At 72.5% G+C, this 17,536-nt stretch carries 15 protein-coding genes; 13 read left to right on the top strand and 2 right to left on the bottom strand.

The genetic code is table 11. From position 1 onward, the window contains the following. The first annotated feature begins 44 nt into the window (after nt 1-44). The 6 genes from ACQEV2_RS07440 (at nt 45) to cbiE (ending at nt 5,907) form a co-directional block, all read left to right on the top strand. Nucleotides 45-692: an HAD-IA family hydrolase gene (locus ACQEV2_RS07440; protein ID WP_433037824.1), complete on the top strand. Its 648-nt coding sequence runs from the start codon at nt 45-47 to the stop codon at nt 690-692. 394 nt (nt 693-1,086) lie between these two features. Continuing rightward, the gene (locus ACQEV2_RS07435; RefSeq protein WP_433037822.1) at nt 1,087-2,124 is read left to right on the top strand and encodes a methionine ABC transporter ATP-binding protein; all 1,038 of its coding nucleotides are present in this window, start codon (nt 1,087-1,089) and stop codon (nt 2,122-2,124) included. Nucleotides 2,125-2,144: 20 nt separating this feature from the next. Next, nucleotides 2,145-2,855, top strand: coding sequence for a methionine ABC transporter permease (locus tag ACQEV2_RS07430; protein ID WP_433054264.1), 711 nt, complete (start codon nt 2,145-2,147; stop codon nt 2,853-2,855). Nucleotides 2,856-2,929: 74 nt separating this feature from the next. After that, the gene (locus tag ACQEV2_RS07425) at nt 2,930-3,763 is read left to right on the top strand and encodes a MetQ/NlpA family ABC transporter substrate-binding protein (RefSeq protein WP_433037820.1); all 834 of its coding nucleotides are present in this window, start codon (nt 2,930-2,932) and stop codon (nt 3,761-3,763) included. A gap of 175 nt (nt 3,764-3,938) precedes the next feature. Next, complete coding sequence (locus tag ACQEV2_RS07420) at nt 3,939-4,571, top strand: GNAT family N-acetyltransferase (RefSeq protein WP_433037818.1); 633 nt, start codon at nt 3,939-3,941, stop codon at nt 4,569-4,571. Between the two features lie 115 nt (nt 4,572-4,686). Then, nucleotides 4,687-5,907 carry a precorrin-6y C5,15-methyltransferase (decarboxylating) subunit CbiE gene (gene cbiE / locus ACQEV2_RS07415; RefSeq protein WP_433037816.1) on the top strand — a complete coding sequence of 407 codons (1,221 nt, stop codon included), beginning with the start codon at nt 4,687-4,689 and terminating at the stop codon, nt 5,905-5,907. A 345-nt stretch (nt 5,908-6,252) separates the two neighbouring features. Here the strand turns inward: cbiE and ACQEV2_RS07410 are convergent, their stop codons facing one another. Further along, nucleotides 6,253-8,313 (bottom strand): hypothetical protein, encoded by a 2,061-nt coding sequence (locus ACQEV2_RS07410; RefSeq protein ID WP_433037814.1) that lies wholly within the window; start codon nt 8,311-8,313, stop codon nt 6,253-6,255. Here ACQEV2_RS07410 and cobT point away from each other — a divergent pair. The 4 genes from cobT to ACQEV2_RS07390 all read left to right on the top strand — a co-directional run bounded on the left by cobT (nt 8,233) and on the right by ACQEV2_RS07390 (nt 13,648). Continuing rightward, a complete protein-coding gene (gene cobT / locus ACQEV2_RS07405; RefSeq protein WP_433037812.1) occupies nt 8,233-10,869 on the top strand; it encodes a nicotinate-nucleotide--dimethylbenzimidazole phosphoribosyltransferase in 2,637 nt (878 codons plus the stop codon). The two genes, ACQEV2_RS07410 and cobT, sit on opposite strands and share 81 nt — an antisense overlap. A 259-nt stretch (nt 10,870-11,128) precedes the next feature. Next, nucleotides 11,129-12,361: a uroporphyrinogen-III C-methyltransferase gene (cobA, locus tag ACQEV2_RS07400; protein WP_433037810.1), complete on the top strand. Its 1,233-nt coding sequence runs from the start codon at nt 11,129-11,131 to the stop codon at nt 12,359-12,361. Between the two features lie 64 nt (nt 12,362-12,425). Next, nucleotides 12,426-13,244 carry a TrmH family RNA methyltransferase gene (locus ACQEV2_RS07395; protein ID WP_433037808.1) on the top strand — a complete coding sequence of 273 codons (819 nt, stop codon included), beginning with the start codon at nt 12,426-12,428 and terminating at the stop codon, nt 13,242-13,244. Nucleotides 13,245-13,255: 11 nt separating this feature from the next. Further along, on the top strand, nt 13,256-13,648 hold the full coding sequence (locus tag ACQEV2_RS07390) for an NUDIX domain-containing protein (protein WP_433037806.1): 393 nt from the start codon (nt 13,256-13,258) through the stop codon (nt 13,646-13,648). A gap of 41 nt (nt 13,649-13,689) precedes the next feature. Here ACQEV2_RS07390 and ACQEV2_RS07385 read toward each other — a convergent pair whose 3' ends face one another. Continuing rightward, entirely contained in the window at nt 13,690-15,111 is a 1,422-nt protein-coding gene (locus ACQEV2_RS07385; protein ID WP_433054261.1) for a protein kinase domain-containing protein, read from the bottom strand. Nucleotides 15,112-15,307: 196 nt separating this feature from the next. On the opposite strand from ACQEV2_RS07385, the gene ACQEV2_RS07380 reads away from it, so the two are divergent. The 3 genes from ACQEV2_RS07380 (at nt 15,308) to ACQEV2_RS07370 (ending at nt 17,476) form a co-directional block, all read left to right on the top strand. After that, a complete protein-coding gene (locus tag ACQEV2_RS07380; RefSeq protein WP_433037804.1) occupies nt 15,308-15,553 on the top strand; it encodes a hypothetical protein in 246 nt (81 codons plus the stop codon). 240 nt (nt 15,554-15,793) lie between these two features. After that, a complete protein-coding gene (locus ACQEV2_RS07375; protein WP_433037802.1) occupies nt 15,794-15,991 on the top strand; it encodes a hypothetical protein in 198 nt (65 codons plus the stop codon). 537 nt (nt 15,992-16,528) lie between these two features. Then, nucleotides 16,529-17,476: a phosphotransferase family protein gene (locus tag ACQEV2_RS07370; RefSeq protein ID WP_433037800.1), complete on the top strand. Its 948-nt coding sequence runs from the start codon at nt 16,529-16,531 to the stop codon at nt 17,474-17,476. Nucleotides 17,477-17,536: the final 60 nt, after the last annotated feature.

Here is a 17,536-nt window from a genome sequence, read left to right as displayed (position 1 = left end):
GGGCTGGTGCGGCCACCCCCGACGGGCACCTTAGGGTCGAGGGCATGAAGATCCGTGCACAAGCCCTCCTGTTCGACAACGACGGCACCCTCGTCTCCTCACTCGCCTCCGTGGACCGCTGCTGGGCGCGGTGGGCCGAGGAGTACGGCGTCACGGAGGAGTTCGGACGGGTCGAGCTGCACGGACGCCCGGCCGTCGAGATAGTCGCCGAGCTGCTGCCCGCCGACCTCGTGCCTGAGGCCCTCGCGAGGATCGAGACGCTGGAGGTGGAGGACGTGCCGAACGGGGGCGTGCACCTGCTCCCCGGCACGAAGGCGTTCCTCGGCGCGCTGCCCGCCGACCGCTGGGCCGTCGTCACCTCCGCCACCCGCCGGCTGGCCGAGGCCCGGCTCGACGCCGTCGGCATCCTCCCCAAGACGATGGTCACCGCCGACGACATCACCCGCGGCAAGCCCGACCCCGAGCCCTACCTCCTCGCCGCCCGCGAACTGGGCGTCGACCCGGCCCACTGCGTCGTCTTCGAGGACGCCCCCGCCGGTCTGGCAGCCGGTCGCGCGGCCGGGATGACCACCGTGGCGTTGACCACAACCCACCAGGTCCATGAACTCGACGCCGACCTCCTCGTGCAGGACCTGTCGGCCCTGTCCGCGCTGGTCACCGAAGGGGCCGTGGAGATCTCCGTCCGCGACTGAAGCCAGTCCGCCGGCTGTCCATCGCTGTCCACTATGCGGACGGCGGCGGCCGGTAAGGACCGTACGTCTGGTTTACTGATCGCATGACCACGACGAGCTGCCGCACTGCTGCGACCGAGGCGACCATGACGCCCGGTGCTCGTTGTATGTGTCGAATGTGCGCCTTCTAGAGGGCCCCTGCACCACCTGAGCCTCGCGCCCCGAAGCGAGAGCCCGCTCATGTCCGCGCCTACGCCCCGCGTAGGGGACTGAGCCCTGCCCCGCGCACACGATTCTCCTCTCCGGTTCCACCGCGCCTGCGAGAGCCGTGCTGCGTCCTGGCTGCCTTTCGACCATGAACGCCACGTGCCCGGCGCCCACGACGTGCCGCGCACTCGACAGTGACGGAAACCCAGTGATCACCACAACGGGCCTGACCAAGGTCTACCGCTCGCGCGGCCGCGAGGTCACCGCCCTCGACGGCGTCGACCTGCATGTCCGCGAAGGCGAGGTGTACGGCGTCATCGGCCAGTCCGGCGCCGGCAAGTCCTCGCTCATCCGCTGCATCAACCTGCTGGAGCGCCCCACCTCCGGGACGGTGACCGTCGCCGGGCAGGACCTCACCGCCCTCGCCGGCCGCGGACCCCGGGCCGGCAAGGAACTCCGGCGGGCACGCAGCCGTATCGGCATGGTCTTCCAGCACTTCAACCTGCTGTCCTCGCGGACGGTCCAGGACAACGTCGAGCTTCCGCTGGAGATCCTCGGCACGTCGGGCAAGGAACGCTCCCGCAAGGCGCTCGAACTGCTCGACCTGGTGGGCCTCGCGGACAAGGCCAAGGCGTACCCCGCCCAGCTCTCCGGCGGTCAGAAGCAGCGCGTCGGCATCGCCCGCGCGCTGGCCGGCGACCCCAAGGTGCTGCTCTCCGACGAGGCCACCAGCGCCCTCGACCCGGAGACCACCCGCTCCATCCTCCAGCTGCTGCGCGACCTCAACCGGCAGCTGGGCCTGACCATCCTGCTCATCACCCACGAGATGGACGTCGTGAAGTCGATCTGCGACTCGGCCGCGCTCATGGACCAGGGCCGCATCGTCGAGTCCGGCACGGTCAGCGAGCTGCTCGCGACCCCCGGCTCCGAACTGGCCTCTGCGCTCTTCCCGGTGGGCGGCGAGGCCTCCGCCGACGACCGCACCGTCGTCGACGTCACCTTCCAGGGCGAAGCCGCCACCCAGCCGGTCATCTCCCAGCTCTCGCGCACCTACAACATCGACATCTCGATCCTCGGCGCCGCCATCGACACCGTCGGCGGCCTCCAGGTCGGCCGGATGCGCATCGAACTGCCCGGCCGCTACGAGGACAACGTCGTGCCGATCGGCTTCCTGCGCGAGCAGGGCCTGCAGATCGACGTACTGGGCCAGGAGCCCGTTCTGCTGAAGGAAGGTGCCCAGCTGTGACCTGGACTGACTGGTCTGCGATGCGGCCCCTGCTGGAGCAGGCGTGTTGGGACACCCTGTACATGGTGGGCTGGTCCACCCTCATCGCCGTCGTCGGCGGCCTCCCGCTCGGCATCCTCCTCGTCCTCACCGACAAGGGCGGCCTCCTTCAGAACGTCCTCGCCAACAAGGTCATCGGGCAGATCGTGAACGTCGCCCGCTCGATGCCGTTCATCATTCTGATGGTCGCGCTGATGAGCTTCACGCGCTGGGTCACCGGGACGACGATCGGCCGCGAGGCCGCGATCGTGCCGCTCGCCATCGGTGCGATCCCCTTCTTCGCGCGCCTGGTCGAGACGGCTGTCCGCGAAGTGGACGGCGGGCTGGTCGAGGCCGTGCAGTCGATGGGCGGCAACACCTGGACGATCGTCCGCAAGGTGCTCGTACCCGAGTCCCTGCCCTCTCTCATCGCCAGCACCACCACCACGATCGTCGCCCTCATCGGCTACTCGGCCATGGCCGGCACGGTCGGTGCCGGCGGCCTCGGCGACATCGCCATCCGCTACGGCTACCAGCGCTTCGAGACCGAGCTGATGTGGCTCACCGTGGCGATCCTCGCCGTCGTCATCTCCCTCATCCAGTTCGCCGGCGACTACGCGGCGCGGTCCCTGCACCGCCGGGGCGGACGCTCCGGTCCGGCGCCGAAGCTGCGCCTGCTGAAGGCCTCCACGGCCACCAGCAAGACCGTCTGAACCATCCCGACGGACACCCAGAACTCCCCGCACACCCATGTCGGGGTCGCACCACCCAAGGAAAGGCACTTTTCGTGCGTAACACCGCCAAGATCACCACTGTCGTCCTCGCCGCCGGAGCCCTGACCCTCGGGCTCTCCGCCTGCGGCTCGGACAAGGACTCCGGTTCCGACGCGAGCGCCCCGCTGAAGGTCGCCGCCACGCCCACCCCGCAGGGCGAGATCCTCGCCTACATCAAGGACAACCTGGCGAAGAAGGCCGGCCTCGAGCTCGAGGTCAAGGAGTTCACCGACTACGTGACGCCGAACACGGCCGTCCAGCAGGGTGAGGTCGACGCCAACTACTTCCAGCACCAGCCGTACCTGGACGACTTCAACAAGAAGAGCGGCACCGACATCGTCGCCGTGCCGAACGCCACGGTGCACCTGGAGCCGCTCGGCGTGTACTCCCAGGGCGTCAAGAAGCTCTCGGACCTCAAGAAGGGCGCCACCGTCGCCCTGCCCAACGACACCACCAACGAGGCCCGCGCGCTGAAGCTGCTGGAAGCCAACGGCGTGATCAAGCTGAAGGCGGGCGTCGGCTACGAAGCGACCCCCAAGGACATCGCCTCCAACCCCAAGGACCTCCAGTTCAAGGAGCTCGAGGCGGCCCAGCTGCCGCGCTCCCTCGGTGATGTCGACGCCGCCGTCATCAACGGCAACTACGCCCTGGAGGCCGACCTGAGCCCGGCGAAGAACGCCATCGCCGCCGAGTCGCCCGAGGACAACCCCTACGGCAACTTCCTCGCCGTGAAGAAGGGCAACGAGGACGACCCGCGCGTGCGGAAGCTGGCGAAGCTGCTCACCTCGCCCGAGGTGAAGAAGTTCATCGAGGACAAGTACGACGGCGCCGTCGTCGCGGCGTTCTGACGGGGCACCCGCAGACGGATCACTTTCATCTGACGGGGCGTATACCGCGTATCGCCACGCACGGGGTCCACTCGCTCACTTGGAGTGGACCCCGTGGTGCAGTTCAGTGCTTTCATGCTGCATGCTGGGCAGTTCAGCAGGCCCTGAAGGTTTTCCGAAGGTTACGGAGCGGCGCATGACTAGCACCTTCCCCAACATCTCCATCAGCACGGAGCGGTTGGTGCTGCGTCCCTTCGAGGAACTGGACATCGAGGCGTTCGCCGAGATGATGAACGACGAGCTCGTCACGGCCTGGACCTCCGTGCCGCAGCCCTACACCGAGGCCGACGCCCGCGCCTGGATCACCGAACTCGCCCCCGCCGAACGCACCGAGGGACGCGGCATCGTCTTCGCCGTCGACGAGTTCCTCACCCAGCGTCTCGTCGGCATCGTGCACCTGCAGAACACCGACTGGCGCATCCGCTCCAGCGAGATCTCCTACGTCATCGCGCCCTGGGCCCGCGGCGAGGGCTATGCGTCCGAGGCGGCCCTCGCCACCGCGCAGTGGCTCTTCCACGACCAGAAGTTCGAACGGCTGGAGCTGCGCACCGCCGCCGACAACACCGCCTCCCAGCAGGTGGCACAGAAGATCGGCTGTATCAGCGAGGGCGTGCTGCGGGGAGCTTGGATAGCCCGGACGAGAACGGACAGCGGCGAGTGGACCGACGTCCGCACCGACCTGATCGTCTGGAGCCTGCTGCCCGAGGACCTGGAAGGCGTCGGCGACCAGCCGGCCGGCGGTTTCACCGGGTTCGGCGAGTGGAACTGACGGGAATCGAACCCACGGGCACCGATGGTGCCGCCGAGGCGACCAGGTACCCTCACGGAGCCCGGCCCTCGGGCTGCCCCACGACGACCTGCGTAATCCCTGGAGACTGACGACGATGGCCGACCGCGTCACGGTGATCGGCTGGGACGGCTCGCCGCTGACCGCCGCGGCACGCTCCGCCCTCGGTGCCGCCACGCTGGTGGCCGGCGCCGCCCACCACCTGGCGCTCCCCGAGGTGCCGCCCGCCGCCGAGCGCATCCGCCTCGGCAGCGTCGCCCTCGCCGCCCGCCGGATCGCCGCCCACCGCGGCACCGCCGTGGTGCTCGCCGACGGCGACCCCGGCTTCTTCGGAGTGGTACGGACCCTGCGCGCACCCGAGTTCGGCCTGGAGGTCGAGGTCGTCCCCGCCGTCTCCTCGGTCGCCGCAGCCTTCGCCCGCGCCGGTATGCCCTGGGACGACGCACAGGTGGTCGTCGCACACCCCCGAACCCTGCGACGCGCGGTCAATGTGTGCCGCGCCCACACCAAGGTCGCCGTCCTCACCTCACCGGGCGCCGGACCCGCCGAGCTCGGCCTCCTCCTCGAAGGCGTCCACCGCACCTTCGTCATCTGCGAGGAACTGGGCACCGAACGCGAACAGGTCACCGTCGTCACCTCCGACAAGGCCGCCGACCACACCTGGCGCGACCCGAACGTCGTCATCGTCATCGGCGGACACCCCGGAACAGGCGCCGCGGCGGACGGCGGCGGATGGATCGCCGGCCGCGACCCGGGGACCGGACCGCGCGGCTGGACGCTGCCCGCCGAGTCGTACGGCGGTCTCATGGGCGAAGGCGAGCTGGAACCCCTGCGCGCGGCCCAACTCGCCCGGCTCGGCCCGCGCGTCGGCGACCTCGTGTGGGACATCGGCTGCGGCAGCGGCGCGTTCGCCACCGAGGCCGCCCGGGCCGGCGCCGCCGTCATCGCCGTCGACCGCGACCCACGGGCCTGCGAGCGCACCGGGGCCAACGCGCGCGCATTCGGCGTCCAGCTGCAGATCGTCCACGGCACCGCCCCGCACGTCCTGGAGAACCTCCCCGAACCGGACGTCGTCCGCGTCGGCGGCGGGGGAGCGGCGGTCGTCTCCGCCGTCGCCGACCGGCGCCCGCAGCGCATCGTCACGCACGCCGCGACCCGCGACGCCGCCGAACTCATCGGCCGCGACCTCACCGAGCACGGGTACGACGTGGAGTGCGCCCTGATGCAGTCCGTCCAACTCGACACGCGGGCCTGGACGGAGCGCGAGCGGACTGTTTCGTTCCTGCTCAGCGGGGTGTTGCCCGACCGCGCGGTATGAGCCTGTGCCCGTCCCCGTGATCCGGTTGTCGTACCGCGCGCGGTAGGCTGGCCGATCGTTGTACCGCACTCGGTCGCCCGGCACTTCGTCGGTCAATGTCCGGAAAAACACGCCCCGTTTGGGGTGGGTGTGGTACGGCAGAACCGGAGGACGCGCAACGTGGCGCAGTCCACAGCGGCCTGTCGCGGATCAACCTGTCGCGACGGTCGAACGGCCACGACAATGCCACTCAATGGCTTTGTCGCCTTTTTTGGGCGGGTCGTTCGTGCCGCTGGGCACGCACGCTCGTTCTTCACTGCGGGGGCGGTCGGTGCGCCGTTCCCGGGTGAGCTGGTCGTAGAAGCACTAACCGATGGGCGAGGGGTACGCATGACCGACACCGGCCAGGTCCCGGGCGAGGGACTGCCGGAGAGCGCAGGCATGGTGGAGCAGCCGGGCGCCCCCGCGGCGCACGGTGCGTACACCTACCTCTCCGAGACCACCGCCGAGGACGAAGACCTGCTGCTGCCCGGCTCCCAGGGCGCCTGGGGCAACGAGGTCGCCCCGCCCGCGCCGGAGCCGGTCGTCGAGGCCGTGCACGAGCCGGGTCCGCACGAGCTCTCCGGCCGCGACAGCGGCTCGGTCGACCTCAGCGCCGTCCGCGTGCCGGGCCCCACGGCCCCTACGACGCCGATTCCGCCGATCACCCCGCGGCGACCGCTGCATCTCGGCCCGCCCATCCCCGATGCCTCCGCCAGCCCGGTCCGCTCCCTCGCCGACCGTGGCGCCGTCGGCGCACCAGTACGCCAGCCCGGTGCGGCCGGCCCCGAGTACCTCGACGCCCCGCAGCACCGCGAGGCGTCGGTTCCGCAAGCGGCGGCGCCCTGGGGTGCCCCCGCACAGGCCGCCCAGGCGCCGGCCCCCGCGCCGGTGAGCTCCGAGGTGGAGGCTGCCGAAACGGTTGTTCCGGCCGGGCAGCCGGTGGGCGCGGCGCAGGCGGTGGTGGCTCGGGTGGCCACGGAGGCCGGGGCCGCGAGTGGTGCTCCGCAGGGTGCGCCGGATGCCGCGCAGGCCGCTTCGGATGCTCCGCAGGGTGCCGTACCGGGTGCGCCCGTACCGCACGAGGGCGTGCCCGGCGGTCCGGTGTCGATGGCTGCTGACGGTCAGGCCGCGCCGGTCGCCGGTGGGGGCCCGGGCGCGGAGGCCGGTCATGCTTCGGGCACGGGGCATGCGGCTGGTGTTGGGGAGATGCCGGGTGCCGAGCAGGTGTCGGGTGCCGAGCAACTGCCGGGTGCTGAACAAGTGTCGGGGGCCGAGCAGATCCCGGGTGCCGAGGCAGCGCAGGGTCAGGAAGCCGGTCAGCTGCCGGGGGCCGTGCATGATCCGGCCGCCGGGGAGGCAGCGGCCGCTGCAGCCGTGGCAGGCGCTGAGGATGCCGTGGCTGGTACGGCCGACTCCGGAGCCGGAGTGGTCGAGGCGGGTCCCTCCGGTGCTGACGGCGGGGAGGTTCCCGCGAGCGGGGCCGAGGACGCCGGGCAGGTGCCTGGCGCTGCCGGTGTCCCGGATGCCGTACAGGGCCCGGGAGTTGGCGACGCGCCCGAGGACGGTCAGGGCATCGAGCCCGGGCAGGCCCCGGCCGGCGTGCCGGGTGCTGAGGGTGTCCCGGTCGCCGGGGATGCTGTGACCGAGGGTGCGCAGGCTGCCGAGGGCGCTGCAGGTGCGGGCGCCCAGGGGTCCGCCGTGCCAGTGGCCGAGGTTGCCGAGGTTGCCGAGGTTTCCGGCGGGGCCGTGCCTGGGGCTGCCGAGGTTTCCGATGGGGCCGTGCCTGTGGCCGCGCGGGACGGCGAGGTTGCTGCGACTGAGGTTGCGGACCTCTCCGTAGCGCCTGAGGCAGCGGACCTCTCCGAAGCGCCTGCCCCCGAGGCCGTGCAGGCCGCGGCAGCGCCCGCCCCTGATGCGGTCCACGCCGCGGCAGCGCCCGGCCCCGATGCGGTTCAGGGCGTTGCAGCGCCCGCCCCCGATGCGGTCCAGGCCGTCGCAGCGCCCGCCCCTGAAGCCGCGCAGCTGCCCGAGGCGCCCGCTGCAGATGCCGAGCAGGCGCCCGAGGTTCCGTCCTCCGAGGCCGGCCCCGCCGCCGATGCTGCCGCGCCTGAGGCCCTTGCCCAGGGCACCGCAGCCCAGGGCACCGAAGACCCCGTTTCCGAGCTTGCCCCGGCCCCCGAGGCCGCGCCCGCCGCCGAGGTTGCCCAGCCTGTGGCCGAGGGCGTCGACCCGGCTCACGTCCAGCCGGCCACTGAGGCCGTCGGCGACCCGACGGCACCCGAAGCGGCGCAGGTTCCCCAGCCCGTGGACGCCGAGCAGGTCGGCCAGGCCCCGCAGCCCCCCCAGGACGCCTCCGCCGTAGTAACGAGCGAATCGGTCCCGCACCCCTCGGACGCCGAGCAGGGCGCCCAGCCGGAGACCGAGACCTCCGCCCCGGTCGCGCAGCCCGCTCACGACCCGCAGCAGGCCCCCGATGCCGTGCCGGACCCGAACCTCGCGCAGGCCCAGCAGCCGGTGCAGGACGGCGTCCCCACGGACGCCGACGCAGCCGTCGCGGCACAGGTCGTGGCCGCCGGAGAGACGGCCTCCGAGGCGGAGGCCCACATCGCGGATCCCGCGTCCCAGACGCCGGCCGCACAGCAGAACCCGGACGTGACCCCCGAGTCGGCCGAGGCCCCCCAGCCGCTCGCCGCGGGCGCCGCGTCGGACCCCACCGCCGCCGATCAGTCCGCCCCGGACGCGGTCACGCCGGACTCTGCTGGTCCGACGGATGCCGCACCGGCCGAGGCGCCCGAGCTGTTCGTCGCCGATCCCGCAGGACCGCAGCTCCAGCCCGCGGCCCAGTCCGTGCAGGCCCCCCAGGGCCCGGTCCAACCGACCGTCGGACCCGCGGAGTCCGGTCAGGGCGAGGCCACGGCCGTCCTCCCGTCCGGCACCCCTCTGGAGCCCACGCCCGGCCAGCCCCTGGGCCAGTTCGTCCCGGTCGAGGGCTCGGTGCCGACCGCCCCGCACCTCGCGCCGACCCCGCCGCAGCCGATCGTCCTGCCCACCGAGGAGGCCCCGGCCTCCGTCGCCACGGTGCCCGCCCCCCGAGAGGGCGACCCCGACGTCGTCCAGCACGCGGAGGACCTGGACACCAGGGCCGCCGACCAGGAAGACCTCCAGGAAGAGAGCACGGCCCCAGTGGAAGAAGCACGTCAGTCCACCGGCCCCGCCGCGCCCGCCTATGACGACGCCGAGCGCGAGGCCGTCCTCAAGGTCATGCGCGAGCGCCGCGACATCCGCAACGGCTTCCGCAGCGACCCGATCCCGCATGAGGTGCTGCTCCGCGTCCTGGAGGCCGCCCACACCGCGCCCTCCGTGGGCCACTCGCAGCCCTGGGACTTCGTCGTCATCCGCTCGGCCGAGACCCGGCGCACCATGCACGAACTGGCCCAGCGCCAGCGCGAGGCGTACGCCAAGTCCCTCCCCAAGGGCCGGGCGAAGCAGTTCAAGGAACTGAAGATCGAGGCCATCCTCGACACCCCGGTGAACATCGTCGTCACCGCCGACCCGACCCGCGGCGGCCGCCACACCCTCGGCCGGCACACCCAGCCGCAGATGGCCCCGTACTCCGCCGCGCTGGCCGTCGAGAACCTCTGGCTCGCCGCCCGCGCCGAGGGCCTCGGCGTCGGCTGGGTCAGCTTCTTCGACGAGCGCGAGATGGTCCGCGCCCTCGGCCTGCCCGAGCACCTGGAGGTCATCGCCTACCTGTGCGTCGGGTACGTCGACGAGTTCCCGGACGAGCCCGAGCTGATGCAGGCAGGCTGGTCCAAGCGCCGCCCGCTGTCGTGGGTCGTGCACGAGGAGACGTACGGCCGCCGTGCCCTGCCCGGCGAGGAGCCGCACGACCTGCTCGCCGAGACCGTCGCCCAGATCCGCCCGCTGGACGCCAAGGCGCTCGGCGAGGCCTGGGAGCGGCAGAAGCGCATGACAAAGCCGGCCGGCGCGCTCGGCATGCTGGAGATCATCTCCGCCCAGCTGTCCGGCCTGTCCCGCCAGTGCCCGCCGCCGATCCCGGAGCCCGCGGCCGTCGCGATCTTCGCCGGTGACCACGGCGTGCACGCCCAGGGCGTCACGCCCTGGCCGCAGGAAGTCACCGCCCAGATGGTGGCCAACTTCCTCGGCGGGGGAGCGGTCTGCAACGCCTTCGCGGGCCAGGTGGGCGCGGAGGTGTGCGTGGTGGACGTCGGCGTGGCGGCGGACTTGCCCGCCACCCCGGGCCTCCTGCCCCGCAAGGTCCGCGCGGGCACCTCCGACATGACCACCGGCCCCGCGATGACCCGCGAGGAGGCCAAGCAGGCCATCGAGGTCGGCATCGAGACCGCCCGCGACCTGGTGGCGGCCGGCAACAAGGCACTGCTGACGGGCGAGATGGGCATCGCCAACACGACCGCGTCGGCGGCCCTGATCTCCGTCTTCACGGACACCGACCCGGCCGAGGTGACGGGCCGCGGCACCGGCATCAACGACGAGACCCTCGCCCGCAAGACGGAGGTCGTCCGCCGTGCGATCGAGGTCCACCAGCCCGACCCCGCCGACCCCATCGGCGTCCTGGCCGCGATCGGCGGCTTCGAACACGCCGCGATGGTCGGCCTCCTGCTGGGCGGCGCCTCCCTGCGCACCCCGGTGATCCTGGACGGCGTCAGCGCCGGCGCCGCCGCGCTGGTCGCCCGCGCGATCGCCCCCGAGGTCCTGGCCGCCTGCATCGCGGGCCACCGCAGCGCCGAGCCCGGCCACGTGGCCGCCCTGAACAAGCTCGGCCTGCGCCCCCTGGTCGACCTGGACCTGAGGCTGGGCGAGGGCACGGGCGCGCTGCTGGCGCTGCCGCTGGTCCAGAGCACGGCCAGAGCGATGCACGAGGTGGCGACGTTCGACTCCGCCGGGGTAACTGAGAAGTAGCGGATGCCGTGGTGTGGGCGAGGGACTCCGGTACGACAGTGCCGGGTCCCTCGTAGATGTGCCGCATGGCAGTAGTTCGTCCGTTGGTGTGTGGGCAGTCGTTCCGCAGGGCGGACGGGCAGGCACAGACCAACGCACCCGCACCCGGCCACGATGCCCAGCCACCGGACACCTGAGCCGCCCACCGCGCCCACCCCGTAAAATCCGCACGTCAGAGGCCTGCAAGCCACCGCACCGCCTGCCCGAGGAGCCGCACCTCATGGCCGAAAACCCCGCCTACCCCGTAGGCCTCCGCCTCACCGGCCGCAAAGTGGTCGTCCTCGGCGGCGGCCAGGTCGCCCAGCGCCGCCTCCCGGCACTGATCGCAGCAGGCGCGGACATCCTCCTCGTATCCCCCGAAGCGACCCCCTCGGTCGAGGCCATGGCGGACGCGGGCGAGATCACCTGGGAACGGCGCCCCTACGCGGACGGCGACCTCGCCGACGCCTGGTACGCCCTGATCGCCACCGGCGACAAGGAAGCCAACACCCGGGCCTCCGCCGAAGCGGAGCGCAACCGCGTCTGGTGCGTCCGCTCCGACGACGCCGACGCCGCCACCGCCTGGACCCCTGCCACCGGCCACAGCGAGGGCGTCACGGTCGCCGTCCTCACCACCAGCGCCCGCGGCCGCGACCCCCGCCACACCGCGGCCATCCGCGACGCTGTCGTCGAGGGCCTGCGCGACGGCACCCTCGTCGCCCCCCACCACCGCACCCGCACCGCGGGCGTCACCCTCGTCGGCGGCGGCCCCGGCGACCCCGATCTGATCACGGTCCGCGGCCGCCGCCTCCTCGCCGAGGCCGACGTCGTCATCGCCGACCGGCTCGGCCCGCGCGACCTGCTCGCCGAACTGCCGCCGCACGTCGAGGTGATCGACGCGGCGAAGATCCCGTACGGCCGCTTCATGGCCCAGGAGGCCATCAACAACGCCCTGATCGAGCACGCCAAGCAGGGCAAGTCGGTGGTACGGCTGAAGGGCGGCGACCCGTACGTCTTCGGCCGCGGTATGGAGGAGCTGCAGGCCCTCGCCGAAGCGGGCATCCCCTGCACGGTGGTCCCCGGTATCTCCAGCTCGATCTCGGTGCCGGGCGCGGCCGGCATCCCGGTCACCCACCGGGGCGTGGCCCACGAGTTCACCGTGGTCAGCGGCCATGTGGCCCCCGACGACGAACGTTCCCTCGTCGACTGGCCGTCGCTCGCCAGGCTGACCGGGACTCTGGTGATCCTCATGGGCGTCGACAAGATCGGCAAGATCGCCGAGACCCTCGTCGCGCACGGCAAGTCCGCCGACACGCCGGTCGCCCTGATCCAGGAGGGCACGACGGCCGCCCAGCGCCGCGTCGACGCGACCTTGGCAACGGTCGCGGAGACGGTACGGACCGAGGATGTGAAGCCCCCCGCGGTCATCGTCATCGGCGAGGTCGTGAACGTAGGACCGAACCCCTCCGCGTAACCGCGGGTAACCCAACCCGTCCCAAGCCGTTGGCACCGCACCCAGGACAAGGCAGTATCACCCTGTGGCCGATCTCATCACCGTCGAGGATCCCGACGACCCGCGCCTGCGCGACTACACGGGCCTGACCGACGTCGAACTGCGCCGCAAGCGCGAGCCGGCCGAGGGCCTGTTCATCGCCGAGGGCGAGAAGGTGATCAGACGGGCGAAGGAAGCCGGCTACGAGATGCGGTCGATGCTGCTCTCGGCCAAGTGGGTCGACGTCATGCGCGACGTCATCGACGAGCTCCCGGCCCCCGTGTACGCGGTCAGCCCGGAGCTCGCCGAGCGGGTCACCGGCTACCACGTGCACCGCGGCGCGCTCGCCTCCATGCAGCGCAAGCCGCTGCCGACCGCCACGGAACTGCTCCACTCCGCCCGCCGCGTGGTCGTCATGGAGTCGGTCAACGACCACACCAACATCGGCGCCATCTTCCGCTCGGCGGCCGCCCTAGGCATGGACGCGGTCCTGCTCTCCCCGGACTGTGCCGACCCTCTGTACCGCCGCAGCGTCAAGGTCTCCATGGGCGCGGTCTTCTCGGTGCCGTACGCCCGCCTGGAGACCTGGCCCAAGGGCCTGGAGTCGGTCCGTGAGGCCGGCTTCACCCTGCTCGCCCTCACCCCCGACGAGAAGGCCAAGACCCTCGACGAGGCCGCCCCGCACAAGATGGAGCGGGTGGCCCTCATGCTCGGCGCCGAGGGCGACGGCCTCTCCACCCAGGCCCTGGTCGCCGCCGACGAATGGGTCCGCATCCCGATGGCCCACGGCGTCGACTCCCTCAACGTCGGCGCGGCTGCCGCGGTCGCCTTCTACGCGGTGGCCACGGGCCGCCCACAGGTCTAGGGCCCAGGGCGATGGCGCAGCGCGAGGCGATCGTCGCGGTCCTGCTCCGCGCCGACCGCGTCCTCGCCATCCGCCGCGGCCCCGCCGTCGCACGCCCCGGCTACTGGCAGCCGCTCAGCGGGAAGATCGAGCCGGGGGAGACCCAGCGGGAAGCCGTCGTCCGGGAGGTCCAGGAGGAGGTCGGCCTCACCGTCGTACCCCTGGCGAAGGTCTGGGAGTCCGAGACCGACGACGGCGGCTTCCGCCTCCACTGGTGGACGGCACGGGCCGACGCCGGAGAGGTGGTCCCCGACCCGGACGAGGTCGGCGAGGCGCGCTGGGTCACGCCGGAGGAGTTCCTGTCCCTGGACCCGGTCTTCGACGGCGACCGGGAGTTCTTCGAACGGATCCTGCCCGGCCTGTGAGCCCGGCCTGAGGGCCCGCTCGTTCCGTACGGCGTACCGAGCTACTCGGAGATGTCGAACGTCGTCTCGTACTGATCGGACATCAAGTCCCCGTCGAGCGGCGAGTGGCCCGGCTCCAGCTGCTCCTGCCGCTGTCGTACGCCGTCCCCGTCGTCGCCGAGCCCACGGTCCGGGCCCTGGCAGCCCTGCGCCGCGGCGATGCCGAGCGCCACCAGCAGGGTCACCACGACGAACACGAACAGCCGCTGCCGCAGCAGCTGCGGGTTGGCTGGCCGCCGGCCCGTACCCGTGTTCCGCGGCGCCGGACGGCTCGTACCACTGCGCGGGGCGGGGGGCCGGTTGCCGTTGCCCGAACGCGGGGTGTTCCGGGAGGAGGGCGTCGGCCGAGTCCCGGACCGGGATGACGCCGTACCGCTGTGCGGGGCGCTGCCGCTTCTCGACGCGCCCCCGTCGCGCGCGGGTCCGGGCCCACGTGAGGCACCGCTTCCGCGGGGCATGCCGATGCCGCGTGGCGGGGGAGTGCCCTGCGGGCGACGCTGGGCGCGCTGCTGGTCGGCGTAGGTGTCGACGAGCCGCCCGGTCGGGCGGTCCGCCTCCGCGGAGCGCGGCGCGGGCGGGCGTACGTCGGACAGGCCCTGCGCCTCCCGGGCCGCGATCTCCTTGAGACGCAGCGACAGCTGCAGCGTGCTCGGCCGCTCCTCCGGGTCCTTCGCCAGACACGCCCGTACGAGCGGGGCCAGGGCGTCCGGTACGCCGTGCAGCTGCGGCTCCTCGTGGACGACGCGGTACAGCATCACTTCCGAACTGCCGTGCCCGAAGGGTGAGTCGGCCATCGACGCGTACGCGAGCGTGGCGCCGAGGGAGAAGACGTCCGTGGCCGGGGTGACGGCGGCGCCACGCACCTGCTCCGGGGCGAGGAAGCCGGGGGAGCCGACCGCCGTGCCGACGTGGGTGAGGGTCGAGGCGCCCGTCGCCCAGGCGATGCCGAAGTCGATGATCCGCGGGCCCTTGGGGGACAGCAGGATGTTGGAGGGCTTCAGATCCCGGTGCACGACCCCGGCCTCGTGCACGGCGACCAGTCCCTCGGACAGGGCGGCGCCGATGACGGCGACCTCGGCCGCGCCGAGCGGGCCCTCGTCGGCGACCTTGTCGTGCAGGGAGGGGCCGGGTACGTACTGGGTGGCGAACCAGGGGCGGTCCGCCTCGAGGTCGGCGGCCACGAGCCGTGCCGTACAGCCGCCGCGAATGCGCCGTGCCGCCGAGACCTCACGCGCGAACCGCGAGCGGAACTCCTGATCCTCCGCCAGGTCGGGCCGGATCACCTTCAGCGCGACCCGCTGCCCCTTCTTGTCGGAGCCCAGGTAGACGACGCCCATGCCGCCCGCGCCGAGCCGTCTGTGAAGCCTGAACGAGCCGACGACGCGCGGGTCCTCGCGCCTCAGGCGCATCATCGCCATGTTCATCCCCGCTGCCCGGTCCGTCTGACGAGCCACAGCTTACGTTTCCACGGGCCGCGGTGCGCAGAGGCCGCGCCCTCTCGGCGCGATGGATTGTCAGTGGGGGGTGGGAGACTTGAAGGGTGGTCAGGGGGCGGCTGAGCAGGGCGACTTCGGCAGGGCCCCGCCTCCAACCATCCGTCACAGAAGGGGGATTGAGCCCGTGAAGGGTGATCGCGTGGAGATAGTCGTGGACGCAGGGGACACGACGCGCACGTATGAGGTGGTGGCGAGCAGGGCGGGCCGCCGGGTGGAGACGGCGGTGCGTCGAGGTGTCGTGGAAGTGAGCGAAGTCACCCGGAACGGCTCCGTGGTGCGTACGGCCCGTTTCATGGCGAACCGGGTCCTGGCGCTGGTCGAGCAGCCGGTGCCGAGGGAGGACAGCTCGGAGAAAAGCGTGGACAAATAGGGGTACACCAGGCGTCCCCTCCGGGAAGACCCCGAGACCTAGGTCCCCGTCTCCACCCAGGGGAGTACTCCGCAGGTCATGGCTCATCCTCCGGGAGGCCCGGCAATCGGTACGAGGGCATGACGTGCCGGGGCGGCCGCGCGCCTAGATTTGAAGTCAAGCGGCGGGTGCAGCACTCGTCCCCCGAGGTCAGACACCCGCCGCTGCCAACGACAACTGACACAGGTCAGGAGAGGGACCATGGCCCAGACGGCACCGCGGACGCTGATCCGCATGCAGGAGCGCACGGTGCTGCGCCCCCGCCGTCAGGGCCGCCGCCACCCCCTGGTGGCGACGCTCATGGCCCTTCCCCTGGCGGCCCTTCTCCTCCTCGTCTTCGACGGCTGGGAGACGGTGGCCACACAGGCGTCGTCCGTGGGCGTGATGCTGGGGCGCTGAGCGGCGACCCCAGGCCCGGAAGAGCGGTCCGGGCGGGGACATCCACCCATGAAACCCCGTGGGGACGGGGGTGCGGCGGACGGCACAAATGCCGGCGCAGCTGGGGAGCTGCGCCGGCATTGCTTTTTCCTCCGGCGGTTGGGCCGGGTACCTCCGGCGGTGGGGCCGGGGAGGCCTGCGGCGGCCTGTGCGGGTGGGGTGGGGGGCGCGTAGCGCCTGCCCACCCCACCCAGCCGCAGGTCCGCGCGAGCTTGCGTAGCTTCGGGCAGTCGTGCCGCTGGGGCGGCACGGGTGGGCGCAGCGGCACCCCGTCGCGCCGGGCTGCGCACCCACCCCGGCCAGCCTCCACGTCGGGCGCGCCGCATGCAGGTGTCAGCTGGTGGCACGGTGCAGCCGACGCCGTCGCGCCGCGCGACCTACCCCCGCCCAGCCCAACGCCGAGCGCCCGGCAAACCGGCCGCCCCCGGTCGTACCGCCAAGCCGCCCCGCCCAGCCCACGTACCCTCGGCCCAAAGCATCCGCACCCAAGGGACCCCAGTGACCCCAAGCCCTCTCTTGCCCGACCTCACCGCACGAGCCAAGACCGCCGCCCACTCACGTACGTCCGCCTGTCCCTGCGGAGCAACAGTCACGCTCGCCGACCGCCCCGACGCCACCGTCGTCCGGCACGCGGACACGGTCGCCAAAGCCCACGCCCCGGACATCACCGGAGCCGACCTGACCCCCCGCCTCACCGCCGCCACGCACCTCCCCGGCCTCCTCCTGCCCCCGCTCAGCCCCACGCCCGCAGACCTGCACGGCCGACTGGTGACGTTCTGGCCCTACGGCACCCCGGTGGACCCGGAAGATCCCGACGCCGCCCCCTGGGAAGCCGCCGCAACCCTCCTCGCCCGCCTCCACCGCACCCCCGCACCCACCTCGCTGCCTCCGATGCGCGGCCCGGTCAAAGCCGCCCTCGCCGTATCCCGCCTCCGCGCCGTCTCGGACGTAGAAATGACCGCCGGGGCCACAGCCGTGCTCCGCGCCTGGGACACCCTTCCCGCCTGGGCCCGCGCCGAGGCCCCTCAGCCCGATACCGCCACCCTCTGCCACGGTGACCTCCACCTCGGCCAACTCGTCCGTCACCCGGCCTCACACGGCCCTTGGTTGCTCATCGACGTCGATGACCTCGGCGTGGGCGTCCCGGCCTGGGATCTCGGGCGGCCGGCCGCGTGGTACGCCTGTGGGCTGCTGCCGCCCGAGGAGTGGAGCCGCTTCCTGGTGGCCTACCGCGCTGCCGGCGGCACGGCCGTCCCCGCCCACGGTGACCCCTGGCCCGCGCTGGACGTCCCGGCCCGCGCCCTCACCGTGCAGACCGCCGCCCGGGCGATCACCAAGGCCCTGGCCGAGGGCCGCCTCCTGGACGAGGTCGAGCAGTCCCTCGTCGACGCGTGTGACCGAATGGCTTCGCTCCCCCCTGAGTTGACCCACGGATACGCAAAGTAGGGTGCAACCGACCGCAGCCGGACAGAGTCTGTCCTGGCGATACGCGAAGCAGGACCGACC

It is taken from the genome of Streptomyces sp. CA-251387, from assembly GCF_050936625.1.
Classification (GTDB): Bacteria; Actinomycetota; Actinomycetes; order Streptomycetales; family Streptomycetaceae; genus Streptomyces.
This window is presented reverse-complemented; position numbering and strand designations above follow the sequence as displayed.

Bases quoted from the DNA above. Each gene is read 5' to 3' on its own strand.
- cobA (WP_433037810.1), top strand. From the start codon at position 11,129: ATGGCCGAAAACCCCGCCTACCCCGTAGGCCTCCGCCTCACCGGCCGC.
- ACQEV2_RS07385 (WP_433054261.1), bottom strand. From the start codon at position 15,111: ATGAACATGGCGATGATGCGCCTGAGGCGCGAGGACCCGCGCGTCGTC.
- ACQEV2_RS07440 (WP_433037824.1), top strand. From the start codon at position 45: ATGAAGATCCGTGCACAAGCCCTCCTGTTCGACAACGACGGCACCCTC.
- ACQEV2_RS07375 (WP_433037802.1), top strand. From the start codon at position 15,794: ATGGCCCAGACGGCACCGCGGACGCTGATCCGCATGCAGGAGCGCACG.
- ACQEV2_RS07420 (WP_433037818.1), top strand. From the start codon at position 3,939: ATGACTAGCACCTTCCCCAACATCTCCATCAGCACGGAGCGGTTGGTG.
- cbiE (WP_433037816.1), top strand. From the start codon at position 4,687: ATGGCCGACCGCGTCACGGTGATCGGCTGGGACGGCTCGCCGCTGACC.
- ACQEV2_RS07430 (WP_433054264.1), top strand. From the start codon at position 2,145: ATGCGGCCCCTGCTGGAGCAGGCGTGTTGGGACACCCTGTACATGGTG.
- ACQEV2_RS07390 (WP_433037806.1), top strand. From the start codon at position 13,256: ATGGCGCAGCGCGAGGCGATCGTCGCGGTCCTGCTCCGCGCCGACCGC.